We start from the raw sequence: 17,389 nt of genomic DNA, 5'->3' as shown, positions 1-17,389 counted from the left end.
CTTCTGGCGAAGATGGAATATATGAATCTGAGAATCCTCGTATTCTCCAGGAGGAATGAATGTGAATAACGGACATTTAAATCAAATTTTGCTGATAACGGATGGCTGCTCGAATCATGGGGAAGACCCGCTTGCAATGGCTGCTTATGCTAAAGAACAAGGGATTACGGTAAACGTCATTGGTATAATGGAAGAAAACCAAATTGATCCTGAAGCGATGAAGGAAGTCGAAGGGATTGCGCTTGCCGGAGGTGGCGTGCATCAAGTCGTTTATGCATCTCAGCTTTCACAAACCGTGCAAATGGTAACAAAAAAAGCGATGACGCAAACCTTACAAGGTGTAGTCAATCAAGAGCTGAAACAAATCCTCGGAAAGAATGTGGAGATGGAGGAGCTTTCACCGGAAAAACGCGGTGAAGTCATGGAAGTGGTAGACGAGCTTGGAGAAACGGTTCATCTTCAGGTTTTGGTTCTTGTTGATACAAGTGCAAGTATGGCGCCTAAGCTTCCAACTGTAAAAGAGGCGTTGATTGATTTGTCTGTCAGTCTCAATTCCCGAATCGGGAATAACGAATTTGCGATGTGTATATTTCCCGGGAAAAAACAAGAGGTTGAGCTTGTGCTGAACTGGACACCGAAGCTGCAATCTCTTTCCACGCTCTTTGCAAAGCTGTCTACAGGGGGCATCACCCCAACAGGTCCGGCGATACGCGAAGCGACACTGCAGTTTGAAAAAATCCGCTCAAGAAGGAGCATGCTGGCAGATGATGAACGACGCTTTGACGAGTTTGGCATGTAGCCTCAAGCCGGGTATGACAATCAAAGGCAAGTGGAACGGAAACGCTTATACATTGCGTAAACAGCTTGGAAAAGGGGCCAATGGAATTGTGTATTTGGCAGAAGCATCAGATGGACATGTTGCCTTAAAGGTGAGTGATGACAGCTTGTCTATTACTTCTGAAGTGAATGTCTTGAAATCTTTCTCAAAGGCCCAGTCCGTTACGATGGGGCCTTCTTTTTTTGATACAGATGATGCCTATATCCTCAGTACCAATACAAAGGTTTCATTTTATGCAATGGAATACATAAAAGGGCCGCTGCTTTTGAATTATATCAGTGATAAAGGAGCAGAATGGATACCGGTATTGATGATTCAGCTGTTATCCAGCTTATCGGTGCTTCACCAGCAAGGATGGATATTCGGCGATCTTAAACCTGATAATCTGATCGTAACCGGTCCGCCCGCAAGAATCCGCTGCATTGATGTAGGCGGCACAACAAAGGAAGGCCGGGCGATAAAAGAGTATACCGAGTTTTACGACAGGGGCTATTGGGGGTATGGAACAAGAAAAGCTGAGTCATCCTACGATCTGTTCGCAGTTGCCATGATTATGATCAACAGCGTGCATAAAAAAGAATTCAAGAAAACAAACCAGCCTAAGGAACAGCTTAGGTCTCTAATCGAAGGAAACACATTGCTGCAAAAGTACAAAAAAGTGCTTTTTTCAGCATTGAACGGAGATTACCAATCCGCAGAAGAAATGAAAAAAGATATGCTCGATGCAGGGCAAAAGGCAGTACAGGGAAAACAAGCCTCAAAAGCACCGCCGCAGCCTGTCGCAAGACAAAGACAGCAAAAACCGCGTCAAGGGAAAGTAACGAAGACGCGATATACCCCTAAACAGAAAGCGGCTAAGTCGGGAGGGTTATTTGAAACAACGCTTATCGTGATCAGCGTTTTAGCGTTTTATTTCGCCTACATTATCTTTTTCTTAATCTGAATGGCACAATCTGCAAAGCCTATGCTTCTTCTTTGCTTGGAAGGATTGAAAGTGATAGGATATGAATATCTTTAAAATACCTGCTCATTTCGAGGAGGACATTGTGAAAAGTGTCAAAGATTTTTTTAACAAACACAATCTTGCGTTAAAAGGGGCGACAATCATTGTAGGCGTTTCTGGCGGTCCGGACTCAATGGCTCTTCTTCACGCGCTGCATACGTTATACGGCCGTTCAGTGAATATGATTGCGGCCCACGTTGACCATCGGTTCAGGGGCGCTGAATCCGAGGAGGACATGCGTTTTGTTCAAGCTTATTGCAAGGCTGAACAGCTCGCGTGCGAAACAGCCCAAATCAATGTGACTGCCTATGCACAGGAAAAAGCTCTTAATAAGCAGGCTGCAGCACGTGATTGCCGCTATCAGTTTTTTGAGGACATCATGTCGAAGTATCAAGCGGACTATCTGGCGCTTGCGCATCATGGTGATGACCAGGTTGAAACGATGCTTATGAGACTGGCTAAGGGCACGCTTGGAGCGGGACTTGCGGGAATGCAGCCGGTCAGACGTTTTGGGACGGGGCGGATCATCAGGCCGTTCTTAACCATTACAAAGGAAGAGATCCTTCAATATTGCCGTGAAAACGGCTTGAGCTACCGGACGGATGAAAGCAACGCCAAAGATGACTACACAAGAAACAGATTTAGAAAAACAGTGCTCCCGTTTTTGAAACAGGAGTCCCCGGATGTGCATAAAAGATTTCAGAAAGTAAGCGAGGCACTGACGGAAGATGAGCATTTCTTACAGTCATTAACGAAAGACGAAATGAATAAAGTAATCACAAGCCAGTCTAATACATCAGTTGAAATCAATACCTCTCTATTGCTTGCCCTCCCGATGCCTTTACAAAGAAGAGGAGTTCAACTAATATTAAACTATCTTTATGAAAACGTTCCATCAACCTTTTCAGCTCATCACATTCAGCAATTTCTCGATTGGGCGGAAAAGGGCAGTCCTTCAGGAGTATTGGATTTTCCGAAAGGATTGAGGGTGGTCAAATCTTATCAGACATGTTTGTTTACATTTGAACAATGGCAGTGCAAAAATGTTCCCTTTGAATACCAAATAAGCGGAGCTGCTGATGAAACGGCAGTGCTCCCCAATGGATTTCTGATAGAGGCAAAGCGTTATGCGGAATCGCCTGAAGAACATGGGAATGCTGTTTTTATTACAAGTGAAAAAAAGGTGCGATTTCCCTTAACGATTCGGACAAGAAAAGCTGGAGACCGGATCAAACTAAAAGGGATGAACGGCTCGAAAAAGGTAAAGGATATATTTATTGATAAGAAATTGCCTCTCCGAGAAAGAGACAACTGGCCGATTGTGACAGATGCAAGCGGTGAAATTATCTGGATACCGGGCTTGAAAAAATCAATTTTTGAAGATCTTGTGATTCCAAACAGCAACCGCATTGTATTACAATATAGACAGCATGAAAAGTGTAGGGGGCAAGCAAAATCATGATGAAACATGATATCGAGAAAGTACTGATCTCAGAGGAAGAGATACAAGAGAAAGTAAAAGAGTTAGGCGTAGACTTAACGAGTGAGTATCAAGATACATTTCCGCTGGCAATCGGTGTGTTAAAAGGAGCGCTTCCTTTTATGGCGGATCTTATCAAGCATATTGATACATATTTGGAAATGGATTTCATGGATGTATCAAGCTACGGAAATTCCACGGTTTCTTCTGGAGAAGTAAAAATCATCAAAGATTTGGATACATCTGTAGAGGGCCGGGACATCTTAATTATTGAAGATATCATCGACAGTGGGTTAACCTTAAGTTATCTAGTAGAGCTCTTCCGATACCGTAAAGCAAAATCAATTAAGATTGTTACCCTTTTGGATAAACCGAGCGGAAGAAAAGCGGACATTAAAGCAGACTTTGTAGGCTTTGAAGTCCCCGACGCGTTTGTAGTGGGTTACGGACTTGATTATGCTGAGCGCTATCGCAATCTGCCTTATATCGGAGTGTTAAAACCGGCAGTTTATGAAAGCTGATCGGCATCCTGCTTCCGAGGTGGTTATTGTTTGTATTGGAATGTTTTTCTATGGTACTATTGAACATAGTTGTGCTTACTGTGGGAGGAGGTAAGGAATGAATCGGGTCTTCCGTAATACCATTTTTTATTTACTTATTTTATTAGTAGTAATCGGGGTTGTGAGCTACTTCCAGACCTCAAATCCGAAAACAGAAAATATGTCGTACAGTACGTTTATCAAAAATCTGGATGACGGGAAAGTTGATAGCGTATCGGTTCAGCCTGTCAGAGGTGTTTATGAGGTAAAAGGACAGCTGAAAAACTACGACAAAGATCAATACTTCTTGAGTCATGTTCCTGAAGGAAAGGGAGCAGACCAGATATTTAATGCTTTGAAAAAGACAGACGTAAAGGTTGAGCCCGCTCAAGAAACAAGCGGATGGGTGACGTTCCTGACGACCATCATCCCGTTTGTCATTATCTTTATTCTGTTTTTCTTCCTGCTCAATCAGGCTCAAGGCGGCGGCAGCCGTGTCATGAACTTTGGAAAGAGTAAGGCGAAGCTGTATACAGAGGAAAAGAAACGCGTCAAATTTAAAGACGTTGCAGGGGCGGACGAGGAAAAACAAGAACTCGTTGAAGTTGTTGATTTTCTGAAAGATCCCCGCAAGTTTGCCGAGGTTGGCGCAAGAATACCAAAAGGCGTGCTTTTAGTCGGACCTCCGGGTACCGGTAAAACATTGCTTGCCAAAGCTTGTGCAGGTGAAGCTGGCGTACCTTTCTTCAGCATCAGCGGATCTGATTTCGTTGAAATGTTTGTAGGTGTCGGTGCTTCCCGTGTGCGTGACTTGTTTGAAAATGCGAAAAAGAATGCGCCTTGTTTGATCTTCATTGATGAAATCGACGCAGTTGGACGCCAGCGTGGAGCGGGTCTCGGCGGCGGACACGATGAACGTGAACAGACGCTAAACCAATTGCTTGTTGAAATGGACGGATTCAGCGCCAATGAAGGCATTATCATCATTGCTGCGACGAACCGTGCGGACATCTTGGACCCAGCCTTACTTCGTCCGGGACGTTTTGACCGTCAAATCACAGTGGACCGCCCAGATGTCATTGGCCGTGAAGCTGTATTGAAAGTCCATGCGAGAAACAAACCGCTGGATGAAACGGTTAACCTGAAGTCAATTGCCATGAGAACACCTGGCTTCTCAGGCGCTGACTTAGAAAATCTCTTGAATGAAGCTGCTCTTGTGGCTGCTCGTCAAAACAAGAAAAAAATCGATGCGCGTGATATTGACGAAGCGACGGACCGTGTGATTGCCGGACCTGCTAAGAAAAGCCGCGTCATCTCCAAGAAAGAACGCAACATCGTGGCTTATCACGAAGGCGGACACACCGTTATCGGACTCGTTTTAGATGAGGCTGACATGGTTCATAAAGTAACGATTGTTCCCCGCGGCCAGGCTGGCGGTTATGCGGTTATGCTTCCAAGAGAAGACCGTTACTTCCAGACAAAGCCGGAGCTGCTTGATAAAATTGTCGGCCTCTTGGGCGGACGTGTAGCTGAAGAAATTATCTTCGGTGAAGTCAGCACAGGAGCGCACAATGACTTCCAGCGTGCGACGAATATTGCTAGAAAAATGGTTACAGAATTCGGTATGTCAGAAAAACTGGGTCCGTTGCAATTTGGACAGTCTCAGGGCGGCCAGGTATTCTTAGGCCGTGATTTCAACAACGAACAAAACTATAGTGATCAAATCGCTTACGAAATTGATCAGGAAATTCAGCGCATTATCAAAGAATGTTATGAGCGCGCGAAACAAATCCTGACTGAAAATCGTGACAAGCTTGAATTGATTGCTCAAACGCTTCTGAAAGTTGAAACACTCGATGCTGAACAAATCAAACACCTTGTCGATCATGGATCATTGCCTGAACGCAATTTCTCTGATGATGAGAAGAACGATGACGTGAAAGTAAACATTCTGACAAAAACAGACGAAAAGAAAGACGATACAAAAGAGTAATTCGCTTTCTTTCTAAAAACTGCCGGCTGACGCTGGCAGTTTTTTTATGTAAATCCCGCCTCAGCAGCTGCTTTTACAATCATCCAATTCTGGTTTCGATTTGTTTACAAATGAGCCGCTGATCGTGTAAGGTATTGTAGAATGTTTGTAAAAGTAATGCAGAGAAACTATTCAAAAGTGGTGATAGAGGTTGTTACTGGTTATTGATGTGGGGAACACCAATACTGTACTTGGTGTATACCATAATGGAGAATTAGAATATCACTGGCGTATAGAAACAAGCAGGCATAAAACAGAAGATGAGTTTGGGATGATTTTGCGCTCCTTATTCGAGCATTCCGGGCTCATGTTTGAACAGATAGATGGCATTATTATTTCATCAGTAGTGCCGCCGATCATGTTTGCATTAGAAAGAATGTGCACAAAATACTTTCATATCGAACCGCAAATTGTCGGTCCGGGTATGAAGACAGGTTTAAATATAAAATATGACAATCCGAAAGAAGTGGGGGCAGACAGAATCGTAAATGCTGTCGCTGCGATACACTTATACGGCAATCCGTTAATTGTTGTTGATTTTGGAACAGCCACAACGTATTGCTATATTGATGAAAACAAACAATACATGGGCGGGGCGATCGCTCCTGGGATTACGATTTCAACAGAGGCGCTTTACTCGCGTGCGGCAAAGCTTCCACGTATCGAAATCACCCGGCCTGACAATATTATCGGAAAAAACACTGTTAGCGCGATGCAATCTGGAATATTATTTGGCTATGTCGGTCAAGTGGAAGGAATCGTCAAGCGAATGAAATGGCAGGCAAAACAGGAACCAAAGGTCATTGCGACAGGAGGCCTTGCGTCGCTTATTGCAAATGAATCAGATTGCATAGATATCGTTGATCCATTCCTAACCCTAAAAGGACTGGAATTGATTTATGAACGAAACCGCGTAGGAAGTGTATAGGAGGTTTTGTAATGGATTACTTAATAAAAGCACTTGCGTATGACGGAAAAGTGCGTGCTTATGCAGCGAGAACAACTGATATGGTAAACGAGGGACAAAGACGACATGGCACGTGGCCGACAGCATCCGCTGCACTGGGCCGAACAATGACAGCTTCGCTTATGCTCGGGGCTATGCTGAAGGGCGATGATAAGCTGACTGTGAAAGTCGAGGGCGGAGGTCCAATCGGAGCAATTGTGGCTGATGCCAATGCAAAAGGGGAAGTCAGAGCATATGTCTCTAACCCGCAAGTTCATTTTGATTTAAATGAACAAGGCAAGCTTGATGTAAGACGTGCTGTTGGAACAAGCGGAACGTTAAGTGTCGTAAAAGATTTAGGGTTGCGTGAGTTCTTCACAGGACAAGTAGAAATTGTTTCAGGCGAATTGGGAGATGATTTCACCTACTATCTTGTGTCTTCGGAACAGGTTCCTTCATCTGTGGGTGTCGGTGTGCTCGTGAATCCTGACAACACCATTCTTGCGGCAGGCGGCTTTATTATTCAGCTTATGCCGGGAACCGATGATGAAACCATCACAAAAATTGAACAGCGTCTATCCCAAGTAGAGCCGATTTCTAAGCTCATCCAAAAAGGCCTTACACCAGAAGAAATATTAGAAGAAGTCCTAGGTGAGAAGCCTGAGATTTTGGAAACGATGCCTGTTAGATTCCATTGTCCTTGTTCAAAAGAACGTTTCGAAACAGCCATTTTAGGACTAGGCAAAAAAGAAATACAAGATATGATAGAAGAAGATGGACAAGCCGAAGCAGTATGCCATTTTTGTAATGAAAAGTACTTATTTACAAAAGAAGAGCTGGAAGGGCTTCGTGACCAAACTACCCGCTAAGCTCTTTAGCGGGTTTTTTGAATTTGAGAAAAGGGGCTGAAAGCAGGTTTGAAATCAAGAACAATCTGGACCATTATTTTAGGGGCGCTGTTGGCTTGTTGTATTGCCGTTGCATATACGCTGACAAAATCCCAAGCCGGTGCATCGCCATCCGATGAGTCTATTGCGACTGTCGGAGGCAAAAGTGTGACAAGACAAGAATGGCTGAAAGAAATGGAAGATCAATATGGGAAATCGACACTTGAAGATATGATCAATGTCCAAGTCGTTGAGCAGCTCGCCAAAAAGAACAATCTCAAAGTGTCTAAAAGCGAAATTGATGGGGAGTTTTTGCTGATTAAAGCGGTCAACAATTCCTTTTACGAAGACGAACGTACAACAGAGAAAGAGTGGAAAGACCAAATTCGTTATAATATCCTCCTTGAAGACTTGTTAACAAAGGATATTGATATCTCAAACAAAGAAAAGAAATCATTCTATAATAAAAATAAAGAACTGTATCAGTTTGATGATTCATATCGAATTCGGCACATTGTTGTAAAAGATGAAGAAGAAGCGAAAGAAGTCCTGAAGGAACTGAAAGGCGGCTCAAGCTTTGAAGCTGTTGCGGCGGAAAGGTCTACAGACAGATACACATCACCATACGGCGGAGATTTAGGTTTTGTCACAGAAGCATCAGACAACATTCCGTCAGCATACATTGAAGAAGCAAAAACACTCAAAGAGGATGAATGGTCTGACGAACCGATAAAGGTCAGTAATGGATATGCCGTTATTCAGCTGAAAGAAAAACTAAAGGCGAGAACATTCTCATATGATGAAGTGAAGGATCAGATCAGACGGCAAATCGCAATGGATCAGTTAGGTGATAAAGCGACAGTCAAAACGCTTTGGAAAGAAGCCGATGTATCTTGGTTTTATGGGGAAAAAAGTACTAAATGATTGACAAAAAATTTTGAAATTGATAGATTATATACATAATACCAATACAAATAGTCGGAAATTGAGGTGTCGAGAATGGTACGTGTAGCAAACTCCATTACTGAATTAATCGGGAATACGCCAATCGTTAAATTAAATCGCCTTGCAGATGAAAATAGTGCAGATGTATATCTAAAGCTTGAATACATGAACCCTGGAAGCAGTGTAAAAGACCGTATCGGTTTAGCTATGATTGAAGCTGCTGAAAAAGAAGGGAAATTAAAAGCCGGTGACACAATCATTGAACCGACAAGCGGAAATACTGGAATCGGGCTTGCGATGGTTGCTGCGGCTAAAGGATTAAAAGCCATTTTGGTTATGCCTGATACAATGAGCATGGAGCGCCGCAACCTTCTTCGCGCATACGGTGCTGAACTTGTGCTGACTCCTGGCGCGGAAGGCATGAAAGGCGCGATTAAGAAAGCTGAAGAGCTTGCTGAAAAGAACGGATACTTTGTGCCGCAACAGTTCAATAATCCTTCTAACCCAGAAATTCACCGCCAAACAACGGGTAAAGAAATCGTTGAGCAATTTGGTGATGATCAGCTTGATGCATTTGTAGCCGGTATCGGTACAGGCGGAACGATTACAGGGGCTGGCGAAGTTCTGAAGGAAGCATACCCTTCCGTCAAAATTTACGCTGTTGAACCGTCAGACTCTCCCGTGCTTTCAGGAGGAAAACCAGGCCCTCATAAAATTCAGGGAATCGGAGCTGGATTTGTGCCTGACATCTTAAATACAGAAGTATACGATGAAATCTTCCCTGTGAAGAATGAAGAAGCATTCGAATATGCGCGCAGAGCTGCACGTGAAGAAGGAATTCTCGGAGGTATCTCATCAGGCGCGGCAATTTATGCTGCTCTTCAAGTAGCGAAAAAACTCGGAAAAGGCAAAAAAGTATTGGCCGTCATTCCAAGTAACGGTGAACGTTATCTGAGCACGCCGCTGTATCAATTCGATTAAAAAAGCCAAACTCCCGGTCCGCCGGGAGTTTTTTTATATTCGTGCATCAAATATGCCGTGTCTGTGACGAATGTTATTCTTGGAAGAGAAATTCACTTTTTTCACTAACAAGATTGCTTTACAATAAAAAACAAGCAAAAAAGAAAATAGAGGAATGATATAAATGGCACAACGCAGACCAGCAGGCAAAAAAGTACCTTTTCAAAAAGATTCATTCTTACAACAATTTGAGAAACTTGCGCGATCCAAAAAACAGCATGTGCTGCTTGAAAGTGCAAGAGGCGGCAGATACAGTATAGCCGGTCTTGATCCAATTGCGACAGTAAAAGGAAAAGACGGGATTACCACGATTAAGCATGGAGATGAAATACTGTTTAAAGAAGGTGATCCATTACGCGCCTTCCATAGCTGGTTTAAAACGCTGGAAACAGAAACAAATCACGAGCTTCCAGATTTTCAAGGCGGGGCAATCGGGTTTCTCAGCTATGATTACGCACGTTACATTGAAAACTTTAAAATGCTCTCACTAGATGACTTGGAAACGCCAGATATTTATTTTCTTGTTTTTGATGATATAGCTGTTTATGACCATCAAGAAGAGTCTCTGTGGCTGATTACTCATGTTAATGGTTCTGATCACGAATCTGCGGACGTAAAGTTATCTGAGCTGGAGCGAATGTGGCTGGCTGAGCTTCCTGCTATCCCTTCGCGTGAGATGAAGCATGAAACAGACGGTTCCTTCGCGGCGCCATTTACCGAGGATGGATTCTCGCAAGCTGTAGAGAAAATTAAACAATACATTGCCAGCGGAGATGTGTTTCAAGTCAATTTATCAATTAGGCAGTCACAGTCAATGTCTGCCCACCCATATCAAATTTACAAAGCCCTGAGAGAAGTAAATCCTTCTCCTTATATGTCATATTTAGAAACACCTGATTTCCAAATCATTTGCGGATCACCTGAACTGCTTGTCAGCAAAAAGGGCAAATTATTAGAGACTAGACCGATTGCAGGCACTCGTTCCAGAGGGAAAACCGATGAAGAAGATAAGGAGCTCGTAAACGAATTGATCCACAATGAAAAAGAACGCGCTGAACATGTCATGCTGGTTGATCTTGAGCGAAATGACTTGGGGAGAGTATCACGGTACGGGTCCGTGCGCGTAAATGAATTCATGGCCATTGAAAAATACTCGCATGTAATGCACATTGTGTCTAACGTCCAAGGTGAACTGCAGGATGGATATGATGCTGTGGATATTATTCATGCTGTATTTCCCGGGGGAACCATTACAGGTGCTCCCAAAGTAAGAACGATGGAAATTATAGAAGAGCTTGAGCCGACACGCCGCGGGCTTTATACTGGATCTATAGGGTGGTTTGGATATAACAACGATCTGCAGTTTAATATCGTCATTCGAACCATTTATGCAACCGGAGGGCAGGCATTCATGCAGTCCGGCGCAGGAGTTGTGATTGATTCTGTTCCAAAGCACGAATACAGAGAATCATTCAAAAAAGCTTTTGCGATGCAAAAGGCGTTAGAGCTGAGCAAAGCAGAGACAAAAATCAGATGAGGTGAGCGGAGAAATGATTTTAATGATTGATAACTACGATTCATTCACGTACAACTTGGTGCAGTATTTGGGCGAGCTTGGGGAAGAACTGATTGTGAAACGCAATGACGACATCACGATCGAAGAAATTGACGAACTGTCTCCGGATTTTCTGATGATTTCACCCGGACCGTGCAGCCCCGATGAGGCAGGAATCAGCCTTGAAGCAATTAAGCATTTTGCAGGGGAAATTCCCATTTTCGGTGTATGCCTCGGACATCAGTCCATCGCACAAGTGTTTGGCGGTGACGTGGTGAGGGCAGAGCGGCTTATGCACGGAAAAACCTCGGATATCGAGCATGATGGCAAGACAATCTTTGGAGGTTTGAAAAACCCCCTTGTCGCGACTCGTTATCACTCGCTGATCGTAAAACCTGAGACGCTGCCAACCTGTTTTACAGTAACAGCCCAAACGAAAGAAGGAGAAATCATGGCGATTCGCCACAATGACCTCCCGATAGAGGGCGTGCAATTTCATCCGGAGTCTATTATGACCTCCTTTGGGAAAGAAATGCTCAGAAATTTCATTGAGACATACCGCAAGGAAGTTATTGCGTGATGATATATGTTAACGGCCGGTATATAGAGGAGAAAGATGCAGTTCTTTCTCCTTTTGACCATGGATTTTTATATGGGATCGGTGTTTTCGAAACCTTCAGGCTCTACGAAGGCTGCCCATTTTTGTTTGATTGGCATATAGAAAGGCTTGAGCGTGCGCTTCAGGATCTGCAAATCGAATATACTGTTTCAAAGCATGAGATTCTTGAGATGCTGGACAAGCTGCTTTGGCTGAATGATATCAGGGATGGCAATGCCCGCGTCAGATTGAACATATCAGCCGGAATCAGCGATAAAGGCTTTGTTGCCCAGACTTACGATAACCCAACCGTTTTATGCATTGTGAACCAGCTGAAACCAGAAAGCCTTCCATTCCAAAAAGAAGGTAAGGTTTTATCGATACGCAGAAACACACCAGAAGGGCCGTTCCGGTTAAAATCTCATCATTATTTAAATAATATGTATGCGAAAAGGGAAATCGGAAATGATCCGCGTGTCGAAGGGATTTTCTTAACGGAGGATGGAGCTGTCGCGGAGGGCATCATATCGAATGTTTTCTGGAGAAAAGGGAGCTGCATCTACACTCCGTCAATTGACACAGGTATTCTGGACGGCGTCACGAGACGTTTTGTCATTGAAAATGCAAAGAAAATAGGACTGGAGCTTAAAACGGGCCGATACGAGCTGGAAGCTCTTTTGACAGCTGACGAAGCGTGGATGACAAACTCGATTCTGGAAATCATCCCGTTTACTAAAATAGAAGAAGTAAACTATGCGGGCCAAAACGGAGAAGCGGCCACTGCTCTTCAAACGCTTTACAAAAAAGAAATAAAGAACATGATTCATGAAAAGGGAGGAAGAGAATGGCGCGGCAAACGATAGACCAAACACAAGTAATCCACACTAAGCCCAGCGCTTTATCATATAAAGAGAAGACACTGGTAATGGGTATTTTAAACGTAACGCCTGACTCTTTCTCGGACGGCGGAAAATATGACAGCTTGGACAAGGCGTTGCTGCACGCGAAAGAGATGATCGAGGACGGTGCCCATATCATTGATATCGGAGGAGAATCCACAAGGCCCGGCGCCGAGTATGTGTCAGAGGATGAGGAGATGTCCAGAGTGATTCCTGTGATTGAGCGGATCACAAAAGAACTGGGCGTGCCGATTTCTGTAGATACGTACAAGGCTTCTGTCGCAGATGAAGCTGTTAAAGCCGGCGCATCCATCATCAATGATATTTGGGGAGCGAAACATGATCCGAAGATGGCTTCTGTTGCAGCTGAACACAATGTTCCGATTGTCCTCATGCATAACCGACCAGAGAGAAATTACAATGACTTATTACCGGATATGCTATCGGACTTATTGGAGAGTGTGAAAATCGCTGTTGAGGCCGGTGTGGAGGAGAAGAACATCATTCTTGATCCGGGAATCGGTTTCGCGAAAACCTATCACGATAATTTGGCAGTGATGAACAAACTCGAAATTTTCAGCGGACTGGGATATCCGGTGCTTTTGGCAACCTCCCGAAAAAGATTTATCGGACGTGTTCTGGATCTTCCGCCTGAGGAGCGGACTGAGGGCACAGGTGCGACTGTGTGTCTCGGCATTCAAAAAGGCTGTGACATTGTCAGGGTCCATGACGTAAAACAAATTGCCAGAATGGCGAAAATGATGGACGCGATGCTGAATAAGGGAGGGGAGCACCATGGATAAGGTCTATGTAGAAGGCATGGAGTTTTATGGATATCACGGTGTGTTCAAAGAAGAAAATAAGCTTGGTCAGCGGTTTAAAGTTGATTTAACCGCTGAGCTGGATTTAAGCAAAGCAGGACAAACAGACGACCTTGAACAAACGATCAACTATGCTGAGCTCTATCACGTATGTAAAGATATCGTAGAAGGGGAGCCTGTCAAATTGGTGGAAACGCTGGCGGAACGTATTGCTGAAACTGTTCTTGAGAAATTTCAGCCGGTGCAGCAATGTACTGTGAAAGTCATTAAGCCCGATCCGCCAATTCCCGGACACTATAAATCAGTAGCGGTTGAAATCACGAGAAAAAAATCATGAACAACATAGCTTATATTGCGCTTGGGTCTAATATTGGAGATAGAGAAACGTATTTAAGGCAAGCGGTGGCATTGCTTCACCAGCATGATGCGGTGACAGTGACTAAAGTATCCTCTATTTACGAAACTGACCCGGTCGGATACGAAGATCAAGATGAATTTTTGAATATGGCTGTTGAAATCAAGACGTCGCTGAACCCTTTTGAACTTCTTGAACTGACGCAGAATATAGAAAATGAGTTAGGCAGAACAAGGGAAGTAAGATGGGGACCGCGGACGGCAGACCTTGACATTTTGCTGTTTAATCGTGAAAATATTGAAACAGAGCGACTAATTGTTCCGCACCCGAGAATGTATGAGCGTATGTTTGTCCTTGCTCCGCTTGTGGAAATTTGCCCGCAGGTTGAAAAAGAGGCAACAAGCGCGGAAACAGACCAAGAAGGTGTAAGAGTATGGAAGCAGAAATCTGGGGTAGACGAATTCGTGCATTCAGAAAGCTGAAAGGTTATACTCAAGAAGGATTTGCAAAAGCGTTAGGTATATCAGTTTCTATTCTCGGCGAAATTGAACGCGGAAACCGATTGCCGTCAGCTGCCATCATTCAAGGTGCAGCAGATGTTTTAAATATAAGCGCGGACGAATTAGCGCCGCCAGAAAAAGATAACAAATGAAGGGAGGTTAAAAATGTTTAAAATCGGTGATATTGAATTGAAAAACCGTGTTGTGCTTGCCCCGATGGCTGGTGTCTGCAACTCGGCATTCAGATTGACTGTAAAGGAATTCGGTGCTGGATTGGTATGCGCTGAAATGGTCAGTGACAAAGCGATCCTTTACAACAATGCAAGAACCATGGGTATGCTTTACATTGATGAACGTGAAAAACCGCTCAGCCTTCAAATTTTCGGAGGAAAAAAGGAAAACCTTGTGGAAGCGGCAAAGTTTGTAGACCAAAACACAACTGCTGATATTATTGATATTAATATGGGATGTCCTGTACCAAAGATTACAAAATGTGATGCGGGAGCGAAATGGCTTCTCGATCCTGATAAGATTTACGAAATGGTTTCTGCGGTAGTGGATGCGGTTGATAAACCAGTTACAGTGAAAATGAGAATGGGCTGGGATGAAGACCACATTTACGCAATAAAAAACGCACAAGCTGTAGAACGTGCGGGCGGAAAAGCAGTTGCGCTTCACGGCCGTACAAGGGTTCAGATGTACGAAGGAACGGCAAACTGGGACATCATCAAAGAAGTAAAACAATCAGTATCGATTCCGGTTATCGGAAACGGAGATGTCAAAACGCCGCAAGATGCTAAGCGTATGCTTGAGGAAACAGGAGTAGACGGTGTCATGATTGGACGCGCCGCACTGGGCAATCCGTGGATGATTTACCGTACGGTTCAATACCTTGAAACAGGTGAATTAAAAGAAGAGCCGCAAGTACGCGAAAAAATGGCGGTATGCAAACTACACCTTGACCGCCTGATTAACTTAAAAGGTGAAAACGTAGCGGTAAGAGAAATGAGAAAACACGCTGCTTGGTATCTAAAAGGTGTAAAAGGCAATGCAAAGGTTCGTAATGAAATCAATCATTGCGAGACAAGAGAAGAGCTTGTACAGCTTTTAGATGCATTTACTGTTGAAGTTGAGGCAAAAGAGCTTCAAGACGCAAAAGTAGGATAATACTCACCTCTATTTGCTGCTCACTGCCAGTTTTGTGCTGGCAGTTTTTCTGCTTCTTTCATGAAACAATATCTGTAATGGAGTGATAATAATGAGTCAAGAAGAGCAAAACCATGAAGAATTGAACGACCAGCTGCAAGTCAGACGCGATAAAATGAATCAGCTGAGAGATAACGGCATTGATCCGTTCGGTGAACGTTTTGAGAGAACTCATCAGTCTCAGGAAGTTATTTCGGCATATCAAGATCTAACCAAAGAAGAGTTGGAAGAAAAAGCGATTGAAGTTACAATCGCAGGCCGTATGATGACAAAACGCGGCAAAGGAAAAGCCGGCTTTGCGCATCTTCAGGACTTAGAAGGCCAAATCCAAATCTACGTAAGAAAAGACAGTGTTGGTGACGAGCAATACGAAGTCTTCAAGTCTTCTGACCTCGGTGATCTTATCGGCGTAACCGGAAAAGTCTTCAAAACAAATGTAGGCGAATTGTCTGTTAAAGCAACTTCTTTTGAATTGCTGACAAAAGCGCTTCGTCCGCTTCCTGACAAATATCATGGTTTGAAAGATGTTGAGCAGCGCTATCGTCAGCGCTACTTGGACCTTATCGTAAATCCAGACAGCAAACATACGTTCATTGCACGAAGTAAGATCATTCAAGCTATGAGAAGATACCTTGATGATCACGGATACTTAGAAGTAGAAACACCAACAATGCACAGCATTCCTGGGGGCGCTTCTGCACGTCCGTTTATCACCCATCACAATGCGTTAGATATTCCGCTCTATATGCGCATCGCAATCGAATTGCACCTAAAACGTTTGATTGTCGGCGGATTAGAAAAAGTATATGAAATCGGCCGTGTTTTCCGTAATGAAGGTGTCTCTACACGTCATAACCCTGAATTCACGATGATTGAGTTATATGAAGCATATGCGGACTATAAAGATATCATGAGCTTAACTGAAAACCTCGTTGCTCATATCGCCCAAGAAGTGCTTGGAACAACTACGATCCAATACGGGGAAGAACAAATCGACCTTAAACCGGAATGGAAAAGAATCCACATGGTTGATGCGGTCAAAGAAGCGACTGGCGCTGATTTCTGGGAAGAGGTTTCTGTTGAACAAGCGCGTGAATATGCAAAAGAACATGGCGTAGAGATTAAAGATTCTATGACAGTAGGCCATATCATTAACGAGTTCTTCGAACAAAAAATTGAAGAAACGCTTATTCAGCCAACGTTTATCTACGGACACCCTGTAGAAATCTCTCCTCTTGCTAAGAAAAATCCTGAGGACCCGCGTTTCACAGACCGTTTTGAGCTGTTTATCGTTGGCCGTGAACATGCAAACGCGTTTACTGAGCTGAACGATCCTATTGATCAAAGAGAGCGCTTTGAAGCGCAATTAAAAGAACGTGAAGCCGGTAACGATGAAGCTCATTTAATGGATGAAGACTTTGTTGAAGCTCTGGAATACGGTATGCCGCCAACAGGAGGTTTAGGCATCGGTATTGACCGTCTGGTTATGCTGCTGACCAATGCACCTTCTATTCGCGATGTGCTGTTATTCCCGCAAATGAGACAGCGTTAATAAAGAAGAGCGGCATCTCTATTTAAGGGATGCCGCTCTTTTTAAATTCTTAAGTATTTCTTCAAAAAAACTATTGCACTATTATTTACAAGGTGGTATATTATTATTCGTTGCCGCTAAACAAGGCGATAACGAAAAAAACTTTGAAAAAAGTTATTGACTTCACTGAGTTAACGAGATATAATAATAAAGTCGCTTAAACGAAGTGAACAA

Annotated in this window: 18 protein-coding genes; all 18 read left to right on the top strand. The window is 43.6% G+C overall.

The window, feature by feature from the left end:
- Window positions 1–61: 61 nt before the first annotated feature.
- Window positions 62–799, top strand: coding sequence for a VWA domain-containing protein (locus ACMX2I_RS00090; RefSeq protein WP_148964466.1), 738 nt, complete (start codon window positions 62–64; stop codon window positions 797–799).
- Window positions 765–1,781, top strand: coding sequence for a protein kinase domain-containing protein (locus ACMX2I_RS00085; protein ID WP_394716990.1), 1,017 nt, complete (start codon window positions 765–767; stop codon window positions 1,779–1,781). The genes ACMX2I_RS00090 and ACMX2I_RS00085 overlap by 35 nt, the downstream gene beginning before the upstream one ends.
- Window positions 1,782–1,884: 103 nt before the next feature.
- A complete protein-coding gene (tilS, locus tag ACMX2I_RS00080) occupies window positions 1,885–3,303 on the top strand; it encodes a tRNA lysidine(34) synthetase TilS (protein WP_414955822.1) in 1,419 nt (472 codons plus the stop codon).
- Window positions 3,300–3,842: a hypoxanthine phosphoribosyltransferase gene (hpt, locus tag ACMX2I_RS00075; RefSeq protein WP_414955821.1), complete on the top strand. Its 543-nt coding sequence runs from the start codon at window positions 3,300–3,302 to the stop codon at window positions 3,840–3,842. Before tilS ends, hpt begins: the two co-directional genes overlap by 4 nt.
- 97 nt (window positions 3,843–3,939) lie before the next feature.
- The gene (gene ftsH, locus ACMX2I_RS00070; protein WP_148964469.1) at window positions 3,940–5,853 is read left to right on the top strand and encodes an ATP-dependent zinc metalloprotease FtsH; all 1,914 of its coding nucleotides are present in this window, start codon (window positions 3,940–3,942) and stop codon (window positions 5,851–5,853) included.
- A gap of 190 nt (window positions 5,854–6,043) precedes the next feature.
- A complete protein-coding gene (locus ACMX2I_RS00065; protein ID WP_087991860.1) occupies window positions 6,044–6,820 on the top strand; it encodes a type III pantothenate kinase in 777 nt (258 codons plus the stop codon).
- Between the two features lie 11 nt (window positions 6,821–6,831).
- Entirely contained in the window at window positions 6,832–7,707 is an 876-nt protein-coding gene (hslO, locus tag ACMX2I_RS00060) for a redox-regulated molecular chaperone HslO (protein WP_148964471.1), read from the top strand.
- Window positions 7,708–7,755: 48 nt separating this feature from the next.
- The gene (locus ACMX2I_RS00055) at window positions 7,756–8,649 is read left to right on the top strand and encodes a peptidyl-prolyl cis-trans isomerase (RefSeq protein WP_087991858.1); all 894 of its coding nucleotides are present in this window, start codon (window positions 7,756–7,758) and stop codon (window positions 8,647–8,649) included.
- Between the two features lie 75 nt (window positions 8,650–8,724).
- Window positions 8,725–9,651, top strand: a complete 927-nt coding sequence (gene cysK, locus ACMX2I_RS00050; protein ID WP_087991857.1) for a cysteine synthase A — start codon at window positions 8,725–8,727, stop codon at window positions 9,649–9,651.
- Window positions 9,652–9,814: 163 nt separating this feature from the next.
- A complete protein-coding gene (locus tag ACMX2I_RS00045) occupies window positions 9,815–11,227 on the top strand; it encodes an anthranilate synthase component I family protein (RefSeq protein WP_414955820.1) in 1,413 nt (470 codons plus the stop codon).
- Between the two features lie 13 nt (window positions 11,228–11,240).
- Entirely contained in the window at window positions 11,241–11,825 is a 585-nt protein-coding gene (gene pabA, locus ACMX2I_RS00040; RefSeq protein WP_414955819.1) for an aminodeoxychorismate/anthranilate synthase component II, read from the top strand.
- On the top strand, window positions 11,825–12,706 hold the full coding sequence (gene pabC / locus ACMX2I_RS00035) for an aminodeoxychorismate lyase (RefSeq protein ID WP_414958273.1): 882 nt from the start codon (window positions 11,825–11,827) through the stop codon (window positions 12,704–12,706). Before pabA ends, pabC begins: the two co-directional genes overlap by 1 nt.
- On the top strand, window positions 12,688–13,545 hold the full coding sequence (gene folP, locus ACMX2I_RS00030; protein ID WP_333562267.1) for a dihydropteroate synthase: 858 nt from the start codon (window positions 12,688–12,690) through the stop codon (window positions 13,543–13,545). Before pabC ends, folP begins: the two co-directional genes overlap by 19 nt.
- Window positions 13,538–13,900: a dihydroneopterin aldolase gene (gene folB / locus ACMX2I_RS00025; protein WP_087991852.1), complete on the top strand. Its 363-nt coding sequence runs from the start codon at window positions 13,538–13,540 to the stop codon at window positions 13,898–13,900. The genes folP and folB overlap by 8 nt, the downstream gene beginning before the upstream one ends.
- A complete protein-coding gene (gene folK / locus ACMX2I_RS00020) occupies window positions 13,897–14,400 on the top strand; it encodes a 2-amino-4-hydroxy-6-hydroxymethyldihydropteridine diphosphokinase (RefSeq protein ID WP_414955818.1) in 504 nt (167 codons plus the stop codon). Before folB ends, folK begins: the two co-directional genes overlap by 4 nt.
- Window positions 14,352–14,570: a helix-turn-helix domain-containing protein gene (locus ACMX2I_RS00015; RefSeq protein WP_014112324.1), complete on the top strand. Its 219-nt coding sequence runs from the start codon at window positions 14,352–14,354 to the stop codon at window positions 14,568–14,570. The genes folK and ACMX2I_RS00015 overlap by 49 nt, the downstream gene beginning before the upstream one ends.
- 13 nt (window positions 14,571–14,583) lie before the next feature.
- Window positions 14,584–15,585, top strand: coding sequence for a tRNA dihydrouridine synthase DusB (gene dusB, locus ACMX2I_RS00010; protein ID WP_087991849.1), 1,002 nt, complete (start codon window positions 14,584–14,586; stop codon window positions 15,583–15,585).
- A gap of 91 nt (window positions 15,586–15,676) precedes the next feature.
- Window positions 15,677–17,176 (top strand): lysine--tRNA ligase, encoded by a 1,500-nt coding sequence (gene lysS, locus ACMX2I_RS00005; protein ID WP_414955817.1) that lies wholly within the window; start codon window positions 15,677–15,679, stop codon window positions 17,174–17,176.
- The last annotated feature ends 213 nt before the right edge of the window (window positions 17,177–17,389 follow it).

The sequence above is a fragment of the Bacillus sp. SW14 genome, assembly GCF_047608225.1.
In the GTDB taxonomy this organism is placed as follows: Bacteria; Bacillota; Bacilli; order Bacillales; family Bacillaceae; genus Bacillus; species Bacillus subtilis_G.
Note: the sequence above shows the minus strand (reverse complement) of the source record. Positions and strands in the feature narration are given on the sequence as shown.

Excerpts from the sequence above, each read along its gene's own strand:
- hpt (WP_414955821.1), top strand. The coding sequence starts at position 3,300 with ATGATGAAACATGATATCGAGAAAGTACTGATCTCAGAGGAAGAGATA.
- ACMX2I_RS00015 (WP_014112324.1), top strand. The coding sequence starts at position 14,352 with ATGGAAGCAGAAATCTGGGGTAGACGAATTCGTGCATTCAGAAAGCTG.
- folB (WP_087991852.1), top strand. The coding sequence starts at position 13,538 with ATGGATAAGGTCTATGTAGAAGGCATGGAGTTTTATGGATATCACGGT.
- ACMX2I_RS00045 (WP_414955820.1), top strand. The coding sequence starts at position 9,815 with ATGGCACAACGCAGACCAGCAGGCAAAAAAGTACCTTTTCAAAAAGAT.
- ftsH (WP_148964469.1), top strand. The coding sequence starts at position 3,940 with ATGAATCGGGTCTTCCGTAATACCATTTTTTATTTACTTATTTTATTA.
- ACMX2I_RS00085 (WP_394716990.1), top strand. The coding sequence starts at position 765 with ATGATGAACGACGCTTTGACGAGTTTGGCATGTAGCCTCAAGCCGGGT.
- hslO (WP_148964471.1), top strand. The coding sequence starts at position 6,832 with ATGGATTACTTAATAAAAGCACTTGCGTATGACGGAAAAGTGCGTGCT.
- lysS (WP_414955817.1), top strand. The coding sequence starts at position 15,677 with ATGAGTCAAGAAGAGCAAAACCATGAAGAATTGAACGACCAGCTGCAA.
- folP (WP_333562267.1), top strand. The coding sequence starts at position 12,688 with ATGGCGCGGCAAACGATAGACCAAACACAAGTAATCCACACTAAGCCC.
- pabA (WP_414955819.1), top strand. The coding sequence starts at position 11,241 with ATGATTTTAATGATTGATAACTACGATTCATTCACGTACAACTTGGTG.
- pabC (WP_414958273.1), top strand. The coding sequence starts at position 11,825 with ATGATATATGTTAACGGCCGGTATATAGAGGAGAAAGATGCAGTTCTT.
- folK (WP_414955818.1), top strand. The coding sequence starts at position 13,897 with ATGAACAACATAGCTTATATTGCGCTTGGGTCTAATATTGGAGATAGA.
- dusB (WP_087991849.1), top strand. The coding sequence starts at position 14,584 with ATGTTTAAAATCGGTGATATTGAATTGAAAAACCGTGTTGTGCTTGCC.
- cysK (WP_087991857.1), top strand. The coding sequence starts at position 8,725 with ATGGTACGTGTAGCAAACTCCATTACTGAATTAATCGGGAATACGCCA.